We start from the raw sequence: 14,624 nt of genomic DNA, 5'->3' as shown, positions 1-14,624 counted from the left end.
GTCCATCGCATACTAAGCGGTCGCTTGCCGATCAGGGAACAGTCGCGTCCGTCACGCCCGCTTCGGCCGCGCCCGCACATGCATCCGCTCCCCCTGCGGCCCGAACAGACTGAGGAACTCCACCGGCCCCTCCCCCGCCGACCCGAACCAGTGCGGCACCCGGGTGTCGAACTCGGCGGCCTCCCCCGCGTTCAGCACGAGGTCGTGATCGCCCAGGATCATCCTCAGCCGCCCCGACATCACATACAGCCACTCGTAGCCCTCGTGCGTGCGCGGCTCGGGCTCCTCCTGCTCCTGCGGTATCAGCACCTTGAAGGCCTGCAGGCCGCCGGGCTGGCGGGTCAGCGGCCAGTATGTGCGGCCGTGCCTCCTGATCGGCTCGGCCCGCACCCGGGGATCGCGCACCGCGGGCGTGCCCACCAGTTCGTCCAGCGCCACCTCGTGCGCCCGGGCGATCGGCAGCAGCAGTTCCAGGCTGGGCTTGCGCAGACCGGACTCCAGCCGGGAGAGCGTGCTCACCGAGATGCCGGTCGCCGCGGAGAGCCCGGCCAGCGTGGCGCCCCGCTCCTTGCGGATCCGCCGCAGCCGCGGACCGACCTCCGCCAGCACCTCGTCCATGTCGTCCTCACTCATGACTCCATTGCAGTTTCGGCAAATGCGTTTGTCAATATGGCAGTGGTGGCGCGACCGTCGGACGTGGAGGTGGTCACCATGACCGAGACATACGAAGTCGTCGTCATCGGCGGCGGCGCGGCAGGCCTGTCCGCCGCGCTCATCCTGGGCCGGGCCCGGCGCCGCACGCTGGTGGTCGACGCGGGCGAGCCACGCAACGCGCCCGCCGCGCACATGCAGGGCTATCTGTCCCGGGACGGCATGTCCCCCGCCGAGTTCCTGGCGATCGGCCGCGAGGAGGTCGCGCGGTACGGCGTGGAGCTGGTCCGGGACACGGCAGTGGACGTCACCGGGGGCGAGGGCTTCGCGGTCGGGCTCGCGAGCGGGCGGACGGTGCGCGCCCGGCGCCTCGTCGTCACCACCGGCCTCAAGGACGAACTGCCGGACGTCCCGGGCGTCGCCGAGCGCTTCGGGCGTGACGTGCTCCACTGCCCGTACTGCCATGGCTGGGAGGTGCGCGACCAGGCCTTCGGAGTGCTCGCGACCGGCCCGATGAGCGTGCACCAGGCGCTGATGGTCTCCCAGTGGTCCAAGGACGTGACCTTCTTCCTGCACGAGGTCGCCGAGGACGATCTGCCGGACGATGACCTGCGCAGGCTGGCCGCGGCGGGCGTGCGCGTCGTGCCCGGCGAGGTCGCGGGGCTGGTGGTCGAGGACGACCGGCTGACCGGTGTGCGGCTCGCGGACGGTTCGGCGTACGACCGTCAGGTGCTGTTCGTCGCGCCGCGCGCGGTCCCGCAGACCGGGCTGCTGGAGAAGCTCGGCGCCGAGATGAACGAGACGCCCTTCGGCTCCTATCCCGTGGTCGACTGGACGGGGCTGACGACCGTGCCGGGCGTATGGGCCGCGGGCAACGCGATGGGTTTCGGCGAGCAGGTCGTGAACGCGGCGAGCGGCGGCTACCGGGCGGGCGCCACGATCAACGGGGAACTGCTGATGACGGACCTTGACGACAGGGACTAGTCGGGCCACCGAAACACGCCCTGAGCCAGCTCGGCGAAGTCAGCTACGGTTCGCCAGCGCCCCAAAGGGGCGCGGGGAACTGCGCGACCAGCCACGATGGTGCCGCGGTCGAACGACGGCACATCACGGCACATCCAGCGAAGCGCTGAGGCGCGACCAGCCAGACGGACCGGCAGACGATCGACGGCCGTTCGTCCGGGTGAAAACCGGCGGAGCCCGTCGCACCATGGCTGCATGCTGCTGACCCGGCTGGCCCAGGTGTCCCGGGACGTCGCCGCCACCTCGGCGCGGTCCCGGAAGATCGCGCTGCTCGCGGAGCTGTTCCGGGACGCGGAGGCGGACGACGTGCCGATCGTGATCCCGTATCTGGCGGGCCGGCTGCCGCAGGGGCGGCTCGGCGTCGGCTGGAAGGTGCTGAGCCGCCCGGTCGCCCCGGCCGCCGAGCCCACCCTGGCGGTGCGCGAGGTGGACGCCCTGCTCAGCGAGCTGGGCAAGGTGTCCGGGCCCGGCTCGCAGACGGAACGGGCCCGGCTGGTGGGCGACTTGATGGGTGCGGCCACCCAGGACGAGCAGCGGTTCCTGTTCGGGCTGATCACCGGCGAGGTACGGCAGGGCGCACTGGACGCGGTGGCGGTCGAGGGCCTCGCGGTGGCGACCGGGGCGCCGTCCGCGGACGTACGGCGGGCGGTGATGCTCGCCGGGTCCCTGCAGACCGTCGCCCGGGCGCTGCTCGCGGACGGCCCCGCGGCACTGGACCGCTTCCGGCTCACCGTCGGCCGCCCGGTCCTGCCGATGCTGGCGCACAGCGCGTCCTCGGCGGCCGAGGCGGTCGACAGGCTCGGCGCGTGCGCGGTCGAGGAGAAGCTCGACGGCATCCGCGTCCAGGTGCACCGGGACGGCGACGTCGTACGCGTCTACACCCGCACTCTCGACGACATCACCGACCGCCTGCCCGAACTGATCTCGGCGGCCCTGGAGTTGAACGGCGACCGCTTCATCCTGGACGGCGAGGTGATGTCCTTCGGCCCGGACGGGCGGCCCCGTTCGTTCCAGGAGACCGCCGGACGCGTCGGCTCCCGCGTGGACGTGGCCACCGCGGCCAGGGAGGTCCCCGTGTCCCCCGTCTTCTTCGACGCGCTGTCCGTCGACGGCCGCGACCTGCTCGACCTGCCGTTCGCCGAGCGGCACGCGGAGCTGGCCCGGCTGGTGCCCGAGCCGATGCGGGTGCGCCGGACACTGGTCACAGGGCCCGAGGACACCGGCGTGGCGGAGACCTTCCTCGCCGACACCCTGAAGCGCGGCCACGAGGGCATCGTCGCCAAGGCCCTCGACGCGCCCTACAGCGCGGGCCGGCGCGGCGCGTCCTGGCTGAAGGTCAAGCCGGTGCACACCCTCGACCTCGTCGTCCTGGCCGCCGAGTGGGGCCACGGCCGCCGCACCGGCAAGCTCTCCAACCTCCACCTGGGCGCACTGGGCCCCGACGGCTCCTTCGCCATGCTCGGCAAGACCTTCAAGGGTCTGACTGACGCGATGCTGGCCTGGCAGACCGAGCGCCTGACGGAGCTGGCCGTCGAGGACCACGGCTGGGGCGTCATCGTACGCCCGGAACTCGTCGTGGAGATCGCCTACGACGGACTGCAGAAGTCCACCCGCTACCCGGCCGGCGTCACCCTCCGCTTCGCCCGCGTGGTCCGCTACCGCGAGGACAAGCGGCCGGAGGAGGCGGACACGGTGGAGACGCTGCTGGCCGCACATCCCGGGGTGACCCCGTGAGGACGAGCGCCGGTCTGCTGTTGTTCCGGCACACGGACCAGGGCCTGGAGGTGTTGCTCGGGCATATGGGCGGCCCGTTCTTCGCACGGCGTGACGCCGGGGCGTGGACCGTGCCCAAGGGTGAGTACGGCCCCGGCGAGTCCGCCTGGGACGCCGCCCGCCGTGAGTTCCAGGAGGAGCTGGGGCTGCCGCCGCCGGACGGCGAGGCCGTCGAGCTGGGCGAGGTCCGGCAGACGGGCGGCAAGATCGTCACCGTCTGGGCGGTGGCGGCCGACCTCGATCCGGCCGCCGTGGTCCCCGGCACCTTCCGGATGGAGTGGCCGCCGAGATCCGGGCGGACGCAGGAGTTCCCCGAGCTGGACCGGGTGGAGTGGCTGGGGCTCGACCGCGCCCGGGCCGTGATCGTCAAGGCGCAGTCCGCGTTTCTCGACCGGCTGGCGGAGCACTCGGGCTGAGCAGCGGCCTACGCGTTGCGGTGCCCGGCGCCGCGCGGGAAGGTCGAACCAGAGCCGCCCTCAGGAGGTCAGCCATGCCCATCGCGACGGTGAACCCGGCCAACGGCGAGACGCTCAAGACGTACGAGGCCATGGGCGCCGAAGAACTGGAACGCAGGCTCCAGCTCGCCGAAGCCACGTTCCGTACCTACCGGGAGACCGGCTTCGCCGAGCGCGCCCTGCTGCTGCGCCGGGCCGCCGATCTCCTTGAGGAGGACCAGCAGGACATCGGCCGCGTCATGACCACCGAGATGGGCAAGCCGGTCAAGCAGGCCCGCGCGGAGGCCGCGAAGTGCGCCAAGGCGATGCGCTGGTACGCCGACCACGCGGCGAAGCTCCTCGCCGACGAGGAACCCGCCGACTCCGACGTGCGGGACTCCGGCGCCTCCCGCGTCCTGGTCCGCTACCGGCCGCTGGGCCCGGTGCTCGCGGTGATGCCGTGGAACTTCCCGCTCTGGCAGGTCGTCCGCTTCGCCGCGCCCGCGCTGATGGCGGGCAACGTCGGCCTCCTCAAGCACGCCTCGAACGTCCCGCAGACCGCCCTCTACCTGGAGGACCTGTTCCACCGCGCGGGCTTCCCCGAGGGCTGCTTCCAGACCCTGCTCATCGGCTCCGGCGCGGTCGAGGAGATCCTGCGCGACGAGCGCGTGCGGGCCGCCACCCTCACCGGCAGCGAGCCCGCCGGCCGCGCGGTCGCGTCCGTCGCCGGGGACATGGTGAAGAAGACGGTGCTGGAGCTGGGCGGCAGCGACCCGTACATCGTGATGCCCTCCGCCGACGTCGACCGGGCCGCCCAAGTCGCCGTCACCGCACGGGTGCAGAACAACGGTCAGTCCTGCATCGCCGCCAAGCGGTTCATCGTGCACGCGGATGTGTACGACGCGTTCGCCGAGCGGTTCGTCGCGGGCATGCGGGCGCTCAAGGTCGGTGACCCGCTGGAGGAGGAGACCGAGGTCGGGCCGCTGGCCAGCGAGCAGGGCCGGGCCGACCTGGAGGAGTTGGTGGAGGACGCGGTGCGCAGCGGGGCGGCCGTGCTGTGCGGCGGCGAACGTCCCGGGCAGGCCGGCTGGTGGTACCCGCCGACCGTCCTCACCGGCATCGACCGCGAGATGCGGATCCACCGCGAGGAGGCGTTCGGGCCGGTGGCCACGCTGTACCGCGCGGGCGACCTGGACGAGGCGGTGCTCATCGCCAACGACTCGTCGTTCGGGCTGAGTTCCAACGTCTGGACCCGTGACGGGGCCGAGGTCGACCGGTTCGTACGGGACCTGGAGGCGGGCGGCGTGTACGTCAACGGGATGACCGCGTCCCACCCGGCGTTTCCGTTCGGCGGGGTGAAGCGGTCCGGGTACGGGCGTGAGCTGTCCGGGCACGGAATCCGCGAGTTCTGCAACATCACGACCGTATGGCACGGAGCGTGAGGGTTCCGCGGCTACGATCCCCTTTGTGAACCGCGAAGTGACTCTGCCTCTGATCGTCGACGACCGCGGGACCTTGCAGGTGGCTGCCGCCGATGTCAGCAAGTTGTTGCGGACCATGGGTGCCCGGTGGCTGCACCTCGTCGAGGCCGGGCAGGAGGAGCTGGACGAGGACACCGTGGCGGCGCTGACGATCGAGCTGGCCAAGCTGGCCGACCGTATCGATGTCGCCTGTATCGCGCACAGCAGCGGGGGCACGCCGTAGACGTTGGGCAAGTCCAGTGATCCCCAGTTTGGAGTAGTCCGGCGCGAGATCGCCGCCCCGCCGGGTGATCGTGAATGCACAACCTTCTGACCGGGGGGCGCAGGCCTTCCGGAAGGCGAAAGCAGGCACGGTTCATGGCGACTTTGTGCAGACCCTCGGTGTCCGTTCCAGAGCACGTGATCACGATGGAGGAGACGCTGGAGCTGGCACGCTCCCGCCACTCCGACCACCCCCAACTGCCGCTGGCCCTCCGGCTGATCGAGAACACCGGCGTACGCACCCGGCACATCGTGCAGCCGATCGAGGAGACCCTGAAGCACCCGGGCTTCGAGCATCGCAACAAGGTCTACGTGGCCGAGGCGAAGGCCCGGGTCCCGGCAGTCGTACAGCGGGCGCTCGACGACGCGGAGCTGCTCACCACCGACATCGACGTGATCATCTACGTGTCGTGCACGGGCTTCATGATGCCCTCGCTCACGGCCTGGCTGATCAACGAGATGGACTTCGACAGCACCACCCGCCAGATCCCCATAGCCCAGCTGGGCTGCGCGGCCGGCGGAGCGGCGATCAACCGGGCGCACGACTTCTGCACGGCCTACCCCGAGGCCAACGCGCTGATCGTGGCCTGCGAGTTCTGCTCGCTGTGCTACCAGCCCACCGACCTCGGCATCGGCTCCCTGCTGTCCAACGGACTGTTCGGCGACGGCATCGCCGCCGCGGCGGTCCGCGGGCGCGGGGGCGAGGGCATCACGCTGGAGCGCAACGGCTCGTACCTGATCCCCAAGACCGAAGAGTGGATCATGTACGACGTCCGGGCCACCGGCTTCCACTTCCTGCTGGACAAGCGGGTGCCGGCCACCATGGAGCCGCTCGCCCCGGCGCTCCAGGACCTCGCGGGCCTGCACGGCTGGGACGCCGCCGACCTGGACTTCTACATAGTCCACGCGGGCGGGCCCCGAATACTCGACGACCTCAGCAAGTTCCTGCAGGTCGACCAGCACGCGTTCCGGTTCAGCCGGTCGACGCTCACCGAGTACGGCAACATCGCCAGCGCCGTCGTCCTGGACGCGCTGCGCCGGCTGTTCGAGGAGGGCGGCGCCGAGCACAAGGCCCGCGGGCTCCTCGCCGGGTTCGGTCCCGGTATCACCGCCGAGATGGCCCTGGGCCGCTGGCACCGCAACTGACGAGACGACGTGAGATGACCGAAGAGACGATCACCGAAACCCTTCCCCCCGTCCGGCACTGGCCGGCGCTCGACCTGTCGGGCGTGGACTTCGACCCGGTCCTCGGCCAGCTGATGGACGAGGGCCCGGTCACCCGGATCCAGCTGCCCAACGGCGAGGGCTGGGCCTGGCTGGTCACCCGCTACGACGACGTACGCATGGTGACCAACGACCCCCGGTTCAGCCGCGAGGCCGTGATGGACCGGCAGGTCACCCGGCTCGCCCCGCACTTCGTCCCGGCCCGCGGCGCCGTCGGCTTCCTCGACCCGCCGGACCACACCCGGCTGCGCCGCGCGGTGGCCGCCGCGTTCACCGCGAAGGGCGTGGAGCGGGTGCGGGAGAAGTCGCGCCGCATGCTGGACGAGCTGGTCGACGAACTCCTCCAGGACGGCCCGCCCGCCGACCTCACCGCGACGGTCCTCAGCCCCTTCCCCATCGCGGTGATCTGCGAGCTGATGGGCGTCCCGGCCGCCGACCGGCACGGCATGCACACCTGGACGCAGCTCATCCTGTCCTCCTCGCACGGCGCCGACGTCAGCGAGAAGGCCAAGAACGAGATGGGCGCGTACTTCGCCGACCTCATCGGCATGCGGGAGGGCAGTACCGGCGAGGACGTCGCGTCACTGCTCGGCGCGGCCGTCGGCAAGGGCGAGGTGACGCTGGAGGAGGCCGTCGGACTCGCGGTCCTGTTGCAGATCGGCGGCGAGGCGGTCACCAACAACAGCGGGCAGATGTTCTACATCCTGCTGACCCGCCCCGACCTCGCGGCACGGCTGCGCGCCGAGCCGGAGATCCGTCCCCAGGCCATCGACGAGCTGCTGCGGTACATCCCGCACCGCAACGCCGTCGGGCTGTCCCGGATCGCGACGGAGGACGTCGGCATCAAGGGCGTACGGATCCGGGCGGGCGACGCGATCTATGTGTCGTATCTCGCCGCCAACCGCGATCCGGACGTCTTCCCGCAGCCGGAGATGATCGACTTCTCCCGCAACCCCAACCCCCACGTCTCCTTCGGCTTCGGCCCGCACTACTGCCCCGGCGGCATGCTGGCCCGGCTGGAGTCCCAGCTCCTGGTCGACGCGCTCCTCGACCGCGTGCCGGGCCTGAAGCTCGCCGTGCCGCCCCGGGAAGTGCCCTTCAGGAAGGGTGCGCTGATCCGCGGGCCCGAGGCCCTGCCCGTGACGTGGTGAGACGCCGATGACGGCGACGGAGGGGCTCCTCGTACCACCGGGCCACGGCCGGGTCGTGCGGACACCCGCCCAGCATGTGACCTTCAAGGTGACCGGCACGCACTCCCGGATGGCCTCCACCTTCGAGGTGCTGGTCCCGCCGGGCTTCGACGTCGGCGCCCATGTGCACACGCGCAGCGAGGAGTTGTTCTACGTCCTCGAAGGCGAGCTGGACGTACTCGCCTTCGAGCCGCGCATCCGCACCCCCGACAACTGGCAGAGGTGGGAGTCGAGTTCGGGAAACAGGGTGGTACGTGCGACGCCGGGCACGGTCATCGTCGTACCACCGGGGTGCCCGCACGCCTTCGCCAACCCGACGGACGCCCAGGCCAAGATGTTCTTCCAGGCGTCCCCGCCGCCGGATCACGAGCGGTACTTCGAGGAACTGCTGGAGATCCTGGGGAACGGGGGTCCACCGGACCATGCGGCGATCGCGGAGTTGCGGGCCAGGTACGACATCCAGCAGCTCACACCACTCCGGCACAGGTGAGCTCCTCAGGGGCGCGGGGAACTGCGCGACCAGCCCCCACGACCCGCAGCCGCGCACCTACCGAATGGACATCCCTGAGATCGTCCGGGCAATCACCAGGCGCTGGATCTCGCTGGTCCCCTCGAAGATCGTGTAGATCGCCGCGTCCCGGTGCATGCGCTCCACCGGGTACTCCCTGGTGTAGCCGTTGCCGCCCAGGATCTGGATCGCCTGAGCGGTGACCTTCTTGGCCGTCTCGCTCGCGAAGAGCTTGGACATCGAGCCCTCGGCCGCGGTGAACGGCTTGCCGTTGACCGCCATCCAGGACGCCCGCCAGACCAGCAGACGGGCCGCGTCGATGGACGTGCGCATGTCCGCCAGCTGGAACGCCACGCCCTGGTTGTCGATGATCGGGCGCCCGAACTGCTCACGCGTCGTGGCGTAGTCCAGCGCCACCTCGTACGCCGCCCGGGCGGTACCCACCGCCATCGCCGCGACGGCCGGACGTGAAGCTTCGAACGTCGCCATCGCCGCGTTCTTCAAGCGCTCCCTGCCGGATGCCTTCGCACGGGCGAGGCGCTCGTCCAGCTTCTCCTTGCCGCCGAGCAGGCAGGAACCGGGGACCCGCACATTGTCCAGGACGACCTCGGCGGTGTGCGAGGCGCGGATGCCGTGCTTCTTGAACTTCTGCCCCTGGGACAGGCCCGGCGTGTTCGGCGGAACGATGAAGGACGCGTGGCCCTTGGAGCCGAGGTCCGGGTCGACGACCGCGACGACGACGTGGACGCCCGCGATGCCCCCGTTGGTCGCCCAGGTCTTTGTGCCGTTGATCACCCACTCGTCCTTGGCTTCGTCGTACACCGCACGCGTCCGCATGGAGGCCACATCGGAGCCGGCGTCGGGCTCGGAGGAGCAGAACGCCGCGACCTTGACGTCGCTGGCATCGCCGTACATCTGGGGGATCCAGGTGCCGATCTGCTCCTCGGTGCCGTTGGCGAGGACGCCGACGGCGGCGAGTCCCGTGCCGACGATGGAAAGGGCTATGCCCGCGTCGCCCCAGAACAGCTCCTCCATGGCCATGGGGATGCCGAGGCCGGTGGGGTCGAAGTACTGCTGGGCGTAGAAGTCCAGGGAGTAGATGCCGACCTTGGCGGCCTCCTGGATGACCGGCCAGGGAGTTTCCTCACGCTCGTCCCATTCGGCGGCCGCGGGACGGATGACGTCGGCGGCGAAGCCGTGCAGCCAGTCCCTGACCTCCTTCTGTTCGTCGTTGAGCTCCATGGTGAACTCGGCCATGTCCCCTCCAGCAGTGGCGCACTATCATGTTACTTGCGGTAACAGCAGTCTGTTACCGACGGGTAGGGAAAGTCAACTCCTGACGGCCGCCCGGCAGCCAGTTCGATGTCAGGAGCGTAATGAGTGTTACTTTGCGCAGGCGTCACCGACTGAGCAGGGGGAGACCACATGGACACCACACAGCCGACCGATCAGCAGCGCTCCGCCGACCGCCGGCGCCGCGAACTGCTGGAGGCCGCGGACAGAGTGGTGCTGCGCGACGGCCCGCAGGCCTCGATGAACGCGATCGCGGCGGAGGCGGGCATCACCAAGCCGATCCTCTACCGGCACTTCGGTGACAAGGGCGGTCTTTACGCAGCCCTGGCCAAGCGGCACACCGACGCGCTGCTGAATTCCCTGCGGGCCGCGCTGGACGCCCCGGCGGAGCGGCGGGAGCGGGTCGAGGTCACGCTCGACACGTATCTCGCGGCGATCGAGGCACGTCCTCAGGTGTATCGGTTCCTGATGCATCCGTCCGAGGGGTCGGCGAGTGACCGGGGGTTCGATGTCGGCATGCATTCGATTCCGCTGCTGCGGCGGATGGGCGAGGAGCTGGCCCAGGTCATCGAGGACCGGCTGGATCTCGGTCCGGGGAGCCAGCAGCTGGCTCGGGTGTGGGGGCACGGGATCGTCGGGATGATGCACGCTGCCGGGGACTGGTGGCTGGGGGAACGGCCGTGTACTCGGGCTGAGTTGGTCCGGAGTCTGGCCGACCTGCTGTGGGGCCGGCTGGCTGCGGCGGGGGACAAGATGGGGGGACCGGGGTTCTGAAACGCCCTGGGGGCGCGGGGCTGTGCCGACAGCGGCTCCGCCGCGCGGGCGCGACCAGCCCAGACGTCCCGCAGACGCGCGATCCTCATCGCCCCCACGGCGCTTGCGCGGCTTGCCGCAGCAGCCTCCGCCTCCGCCACCCCGTGAGGTGGTCGGCGTATACCCGGCCCTCCAAGTGGTCGCACTCGTGCTGCAGGCAACGGGCGAAGAAGCCCGTCCCCTCCACGGTCACCGACTCCCCCGTCATTGTGAAACCCTCGACCACCGCATGGTCGTACCGCTCCGTCCCCGCCTCCAGGCCCGGCAGGGACAGACAGCCCTCCGGGCCGCGGACCACGACTCCGCCGGCCTCGGCCAGACGGGGGTTCACCACATGGCCGAGGTGGCGTACGTCCTCGTCGTCCGGGCAGTCGTAGACGAACACCCGTACCAGCTCACCGATCTGATTCGCTGCCAGGCCGACGCCCTGCGCCGCGTACATCGTCGCGAACAGGTCCTCGACGAGTGCCGCGAGGGCCGGACCGAAGTCGGTGACCTCACGGCATGGTTCACGCAGCAGCGGCGCACCGAGCAGGGTGAGGTGCCGGACGCGCCCGCGCGCGCCCGGAATGGAGCCGTTTCGCATGGCCGCAAGGGTACGGCGATTCGGGAGTGCGAATGGATCTCGATAGGCTGACCACCACCACGTTGCCGTCAGGCAGAGGCGCGGCGCGTACGCAAGGAGGATCGAGAACTGATGGCAGGCAACTCGGACCCGCTCACGCCGCGGGCCAAGCTGGCCGTGACCGCGGGCAAGGCGGTCGCGGCCGCATCGCGTGCCGCGGGTCGCGGGAGCGGTTCGGTGATCGGTGGCCGGGTGGCGCTCAAGCTCGACCCCGACCTCCTCGCGCGGCTCGCGCAGAACCTGGACGTGATCCTGGTGTCGGCGACCAACGGCAAGACCACGACCACCCGGCTCATCGCGGAGGCGCTCCGTGCCGCGGGCCCGGTCGTCTCCAACGCGCTCGGCGCCAACATGCCCGCCGGCATCACCTCCGCGCTGGCCGGTGCCTCGGACGCCCGCTACGGCGTCATCGAGGTCGACGAGAAGTACCTCGCGGGCGTCGCCCGGGACACCGACCCGAAGTGCATCGCCCTGCTGAACCTCTCCCGCGACCAGCTCGACCGCGCCGCCGAGACCCGGATGCTCGCCGAGAACTGGCGGGAGGGGCTCGCGGGCTCCAAGGCTGTGGTCGTCGCCAACGCCGACGACCCGCTGGTGGTGTGGGCCGCGTCCTCCTCCCCCAACGTGATCTGGGTCGCCGCCGGGCAGATGTGGAAGGACGACGCCTGGTCCTGCCCGTCCTGCGGTGGCGTGATGCAGCGGCCGGGCGACGACTGGTTCTGCGGTGAGTGCGGTTTCCGGCGGCCCACGCCGAGCTGGGCGCTCAACGGGGACCACGTCCTCGACCCGCACGGTTCGGCCTGGCCCATCCACCTCCAGCTGCCCGGCCGTGCCAACAAGGCCAACGCCGCCTCCTCGGCCGCCGTCGCCGCCGTGTTCGGGGTGCCGCCGCAGGTCGCGCTGGAGCGCATGTACCAGGTGCAGGCCGTGGCCGGGCGCTATGACGTGGTGCAGTTCCAGCAGCGTGACCTGCGGCTGCTGCTGGCGAAGAACCCGGCCGGCTGGCTGGAGACCTTCTCCCTCATCGACCCGCCGCCCACCCCGGTGATCCTGTCCGTGAACGCGCGCGGCGCCGACGGCACCGACACCTCCTGGCTGTGGGACGTCGACTACACGCGGCTGACCGGGCACCCGATCTGCGTCATCGGCGACCGCAAGCTGGACCTCGCGGTGCGCCTGGAAGTCGCGAACCAGCACTTCCAGGTCTGCGAGAACCTCGACCAGGCCGTGCAGATGAGCCCGCCCGGCCGGATCGAGGTCATCGCCAACTACACCGCCTTCCAGGACCTGCGCCGCCGCGTCGGCAACTGACACACAGGGGACTTTTGTGAGCGACAACAGCCTGCGGGTCGTCTGGATCTATCCCGACCTGCTCAGCACGTACGGCGACCAGGGCAACGCCCTGGTGGTGGAGCGCCGGGCCCGGCAGCGCGGCCTCGACGTGGCCCGCCTGGACGTCCGCAGCGACCAGCCGATCCCGACATCCGGCGACATCTACCTGATCGGCGGCGGCGAGGACCGGCCCCAGCGGCTCGCGGCCGAACGCCTGCGCCGGGACGGCGGGCTGCACCGCGCCGTCGGCAACGGCGCGATCGTGTTCTCGGTGTGCGCGGGCTACCAGATCCTCGGCCACGAGTTCATCAACGACCTGGGCCAGCGCGAGCCCGGTCTCGGGCTGCTCGACGTGGTCTCGGTACGGGGCGAGGGCGAGCGGTGCGTCGGCGACGTGCTCGCGGACATCGACCCGCGCCTGGGCCTGCCGCAGCTGACCGGCTTCGAGAACCACCAGGGCGTCACTCATCTCGGCCCCACCGCGCGCCCCCTCGCCCAGGTGAAGCTCGGCAAGGGCAACGGCACCGGAGACGGCACCGAGGGCGCGTACAACGACACGGTGTTCGGTACGTACATGCACGGCCCGGTGCTGGCCCGGAACCCGCTCATCGCCGACCTGCTGCTGAAGCTGGCACTCGACGTGAACGCGCTGCCGCCGACCGACGACCGGTGGTACGAGGCGCTGCGGAGCGAGCGCATCGCGGCGGCGCAGCAGCCTGCCTGAACCGCCTTGTGCACCTGGGCGCCGGCCAGGCTTCACCAGCCCGTCTGACGAGGTGTCCGCACAGGTGAGCGGGGTCGTCCAGCAGGCGGACGCACGGTTCGGTCCCGCCCCCTACTGCCGCTAGGGTGGCGGGGATCGAGCCGGACAACGTGGTCCGGTCCCCGGCCCACGTTGAGAAGGTATTTCGGGCGATGCGCATTGGTGTCCTCACGTCCGGCGGCGACTGCCCCGGCCTGAACGCCGTCATCCGGTCCGTCGTACACCGCGCCGTCGCCGACCACGGCGACGAGGTCATCGGTTTCCGGGACGGCTGGAAGGGCCTCCTGGAGTGCGACTACCTCAAGCTCGACCTCGACGCGGTGAGCGGCATCCTCGCTCGCGGCGGCACGATCCTCGGTTCCTCCCGCGTCCAGCCGTCCCATCTGCGGGACGGGGTCGAGCGGGCGAAGGGCCATGTCGAGGAACTCGGCCTCGACGCGATCATCCCGATCGGCGGCGAGGGCACGCTGAAGGCCGCCCGGCTGATGTCGGACAGCGGCCTGCCCGTCGTGGGCGTGCCCAAGACCATCGACAACGACATCGCGGTCACGGACGTCACCTTCGGCTTCGACACGGCCGTGGGTGTCGCCACCGAGGCCCTCGACCGGCTCAAGACCACCGCCGAGTCCCACCAGCGGGTCCTCGTGGTCGAGGTCATGGGCCGCCACACCGGCTGGATCGCACTCCACTCCGGCATGGCGGCCGGCGCCCACGCCATCGTCGTACCGGAGCGGCCCTTCGACATCGAGGAGTTGGCCGCGGTCGTCGGGGAGCGGTTCGAGGCGGGGAAGCGGTTCGCGATCGTCGTGGCGGCGGAGGGGGCCAAGCCGAAGCCGGGCTCCATGGCCTTCGACGAGGGCGGCAAGGACATCTACGGCCATGAGCGCTTCGCCGGGATCGCCCGCCAGCTGTCCATCGAGCTGGAGGAGCGGCTGGGGAAGGAAGCCCGGCCGGTGATTCTGGGCCATGTGCAGCGCGGTGGTACGCCGACCGCCTACGACCGTGTTCTCGCCACGCGGTTCGGGTGGCATGCGGTGGAGGCCGTGCACCGCGGGGAGTTCGGGAAGATGACGGCGCTTCGTGGCACCGACATCGTGATGGTGTCGTTGGCGGAGGCCGTTCAGACGCTGAAGACGGTTCCCGCGGAGCGGTACGAAGAGGCGGAGTGCGTGCTCTGACGGTCCCCTGATCTGCCGGGTACGGGTTGTGTGGTACTGACCCCGGTCACGGGTGTGGCCGGGGTCGGTCATACC

At 70.8% G+C, this 14,624-nt stretch carries 15 protein-coding genes; 12 read left to right on the top strand and 3 right to left on the bottom strand.

Going from position 1 to position 14,624, the window contains the following annotated elements:
* Positions 1-51: 51 nt before the first annotated feature.
* Complete coding sequence (locus GFH49_RS35785; protein WP_155060219.1) at positions 52-633, bottom strand: helix-turn-helix domain-containing protein; 582 nt, start codon at positions 631-633, stop codon at positions 52-54.
* Positions 634-711: 78 nt separating this feature from the next.
* On the opposite strand from GFH49_RS35785, the gene GFH49_RS35780 reads away from it, so the two are divergent.
* From GFH49_RS35780 to GFH49_RS35745, 8 genes are all read left to right on the top strand, one after another.
* The gene (locus GFH49_RS35780) at positions 712-1,635 is read left to right on the top strand and encodes an NAD(P)/FAD-dependent oxidoreductase (RefSeq protein WP_155060218.1); all 924 of its coding nucleotides are present in this window, start codon (positions 712-714) and stop codon (positions 1,633-1,635) included.
* A 234-nt stretch (positions 1,636-1,869) separates the two neighbouring features.
* Entirely contained in the window at positions 1,870-3,408 is a 1,539-nt protein-coding gene (locus tag GFH49_RS35775) for an ATP-dependent DNA ligase (protein WP_155060217.1), read from the top strand.
* Positions 3,405-3,863 (top strand): NUDIX hydrolase, encoded by a 459-nt coding sequence (locus GFH49_RS35770; protein ID WP_155060216.1) that lies wholly within the window; start codon positions 3,405-3,407, stop codon positions 3,861-3,863. The genes GFH49_RS35775 and GFH49_RS35770 overlap by 4 nt, the downstream gene beginning before the upstream one ends.
* A 74-nt stretch (positions 3,864-3,937) precedes the next feature.
* Positions 3,938-5,323: an NADP-dependent succinic semialdehyde dehydrogenase gene (locus GFH49_RS35765; RefSeq protein WP_155060215.1), complete on the top strand. Its 1,386-nt coding sequence runs from the start codon at positions 3,938-3,940 to the stop codon at positions 5,321-5,323.
* A gap of 25 nt (positions 5,324-5,348) precedes the next feature.
* On the top strand, positions 5,349-5,585 hold the full coding sequence (locus GFH49_RS35760) for a DUF6213 family protein (RefSeq protein WP_155060214.1): 237 nt from the start codon (positions 5,349-5,351) through the stop codon (positions 5,583-5,585).
* A gap of 74 nt (positions 5,586-5,659) precedes the next feature.
* Positions 5,660-6,769 (top strand): type III polyketide synthase, encoded by a 1,110-nt coding sequence (locus GFH49_RS35755; RefSeq protein WP_155060213.1) that lies wholly within the window; start codon positions 5,660-5,662, stop codon positions 6,767-6,769.
* Between the two features lie 14 nt (positions 6,770-6,783).
* Positions 6,784-7,998: a cytochrome P450 gene (locus tag GFH49_RS35750; protein WP_155060212.1), complete on the top strand. Its 1,215-nt coding sequence runs from the start codon at positions 6,784-6,786 to the stop codon at positions 7,996-7,998.
* 7 nt (positions 7,999-8,005) lie between these two features.
* Entirely contained in the window at positions 8,006-8,527 is a 522-nt protein-coding gene (locus tag GFH49_RS35745) for a cupin domain-containing protein (protein WP_155060211.1), read from the top strand.
* A gap of 57 nt (positions 8,528-8,584) precedes the next feature.
* On the opposite strand, the gene GFH49_RS35740 is transcribed toward GFH49_RS35745, so the two are convergent.
* Complete coding sequence (locus GFH49_RS35740; protein WP_155060210.1) at positions 8,585-9,802, bottom strand: acyl-CoA dehydrogenase family protein; 1,218 nt, start codon at positions 9,800-9,802, stop codon at positions 8,585-8,587.
* A gap of 168 nt (positions 9,803-9,970) precedes the next feature.
* Here GFH49_RS35740 and GFH49_RS35735 point away from each other — a divergent pair, with 168 nt between their 5' ends.
* A complete protein-coding gene (locus GFH49_RS35735) occupies positions 9,971-10,612 on the top strand; it encodes a TetR/AcrR family transcriptional regulator (protein WP_155060209.1) in 642 nt (213 codons plus the stop codon).
* A gap of 85 nt (positions 10,613-10,697) precedes the next feature.
* Here the strand turns inward: GFH49_RS35735 and def are convergent, their stop codons facing one another.
* Positions 10,698-11,237 (bottom strand): peptide deformylase, encoded by a 540-nt coding sequence (gene def, locus GFH49_RS35730; protein WP_155060208.1) that lies wholly within the window; start codon positions 11,235-11,237, stop codon positions 10,698-10,700.
* Between the two features lie 111 nt (positions 11,238-11,348).
* Here def and GFH49_RS35725 point away from each other — a divergent pair, with 111 nt between their 5' ends.
* The 3 genes from GFH49_RS35725 to GFH49_RS35715 all read left to right on the top strand — a co-directional run bounded on the left by GFH49_RS35725 (position 11,349) and on the right by GFH49_RS35715 (position 14,549).
* On the top strand, positions 11,349-12,587 hold the full coding sequence (locus tag GFH49_RS35725) for a MurT ligase domain-containing protein (protein WP_155060207.1): 1,239 nt from the start codon (positions 11,349-11,351) through the stop codon (positions 12,585-12,587).
* A gap of 16 nt (positions 12,588-12,603) precedes the next feature.
* Positions 12,604-13,332 (top strand): type 1 glutamine amidotransferase, encoded by a 729-nt coding sequence (locus GFH49_RS35720; RefSeq protein WP_155060206.1) that lies wholly within the window; start codon positions 12,604-12,606, stop codon positions 13,330-13,332.
* 191 nt (positions 13,333-13,523) lie between these two features.
* Positions 13,524-14,549 carry a 6-phosphofructokinase gene (locus GFH49_RS35715; protein WP_155060205.1) on the top strand — a complete coding sequence of 342 codons (1,026 nt, stop codon included), beginning with the start codon at positions 13,524-13,526 and terminating at the stop codon, positions 14,547-14,549.
* Positions 14,550-14,624: the final 75 nt, after the last annotated feature.

It is taken from the genome of Streptomyces blattellae (genome assembly GCF_009709555.1).
Taxonomy (GTDB): domain Bacteria; phylum Actinomycetota; class Actinomycetes; order Streptomycetales; family Streptomycetaceae; genus Streptomyces; species Streptomyces blattellae.
This window is presented reverse-complemented; position numbering and strand designations above follow the sequence as displayed.

What these genes read in the sequence shown, in the direction of transcription:
- GFH49_RS35785 (WP_155060219.1), bottom strand. Translation starts at nt 633, where the DNA reads ATGAGTGAGGACGACATGGACGAGGTGCTGGCGGAGGTCGGTCCGCGG.
- GFH49_RS35780 (WP_155060218.1), top strand. Translation starts at nt 712, where the DNA reads ATGACCGAGACATACGAAGTCGTCGTCATCGGCGGCGGCGCGGCAGGC.
- GFH49_RS35775 (WP_155060217.1), top strand. Translation starts at nt 1,870, where the DNA reads ATGCTGCTGACCCGGCTGGCCCAGGTGTCCCGGGACGTCGCCGCCACC.
- GFH49_RS35765 (WP_155060215.1), top strand. Translation starts at nt 3,938, where the DNA reads ATGCCCATCGCGACGGTGAACCCGGCCAACGGCGAGACGCTCAAGACG.
- GFH49_RS35755 (WP_155060213.1), top strand. Translation starts at nt 5,660, where the DNA reads ATGCACAACCTTCTGACCGGGGGGCGCAGGCCTTCCGGAAGGCGAAAG.
- GFH49_RS35750 (WP_155060212.1), top strand. Translation starts at nt 6,784, where the DNA reads ATGACCGAAGAGACGATCACCGAAACCCTTCCCCCCGTCCGGCACTGG.
- GFH49_RS35745 (WP_155060211.1), top strand. Translation starts at nt 8,006, where the DNA reads ATGACGGCGACGGAGGGGCTCCTCGTACCACCGGGCCACGGCCGGGTC.
- GFH49_RS35740 (WP_155060210.1), bottom strand. Translation starts at nt 9,802, where the DNA reads ATGGCCGAGTTCACCATGGAGCTCAACGACGAACAGAAGGAGGTCAGG.
- GFH49_RS35735 (WP_155060209.1), top strand. Translation starts at nt 9,971, where the DNA reads ATGGACACCACACAGCCGACCGATCAGCAGCGCTCCGCCGACCGCCGG.
- def (WP_155060208.1), bottom strand. Translation starts at nt 11,237, where the DNA reads ATGCGAAACGGCTCCATTCCGGGCGCGCGCGGGCGCGTCCGGCACCTC.
- GFH49_RS35725 (WP_155060207.1), top strand. Translation starts at nt 11,349, where the DNA reads ATGGCAGGCAACTCGGACCCGCTCACGCCGCGGGCCAAGCTGGCCGTG.
- GFH49_RS35715 (WP_155060205.1), top strand. Translation starts at nt 13,524, where the DNA reads ATGCGCATTGGTGTCCTCACGTCCGGCGGCGACTGCCCCGGCCTGAAC.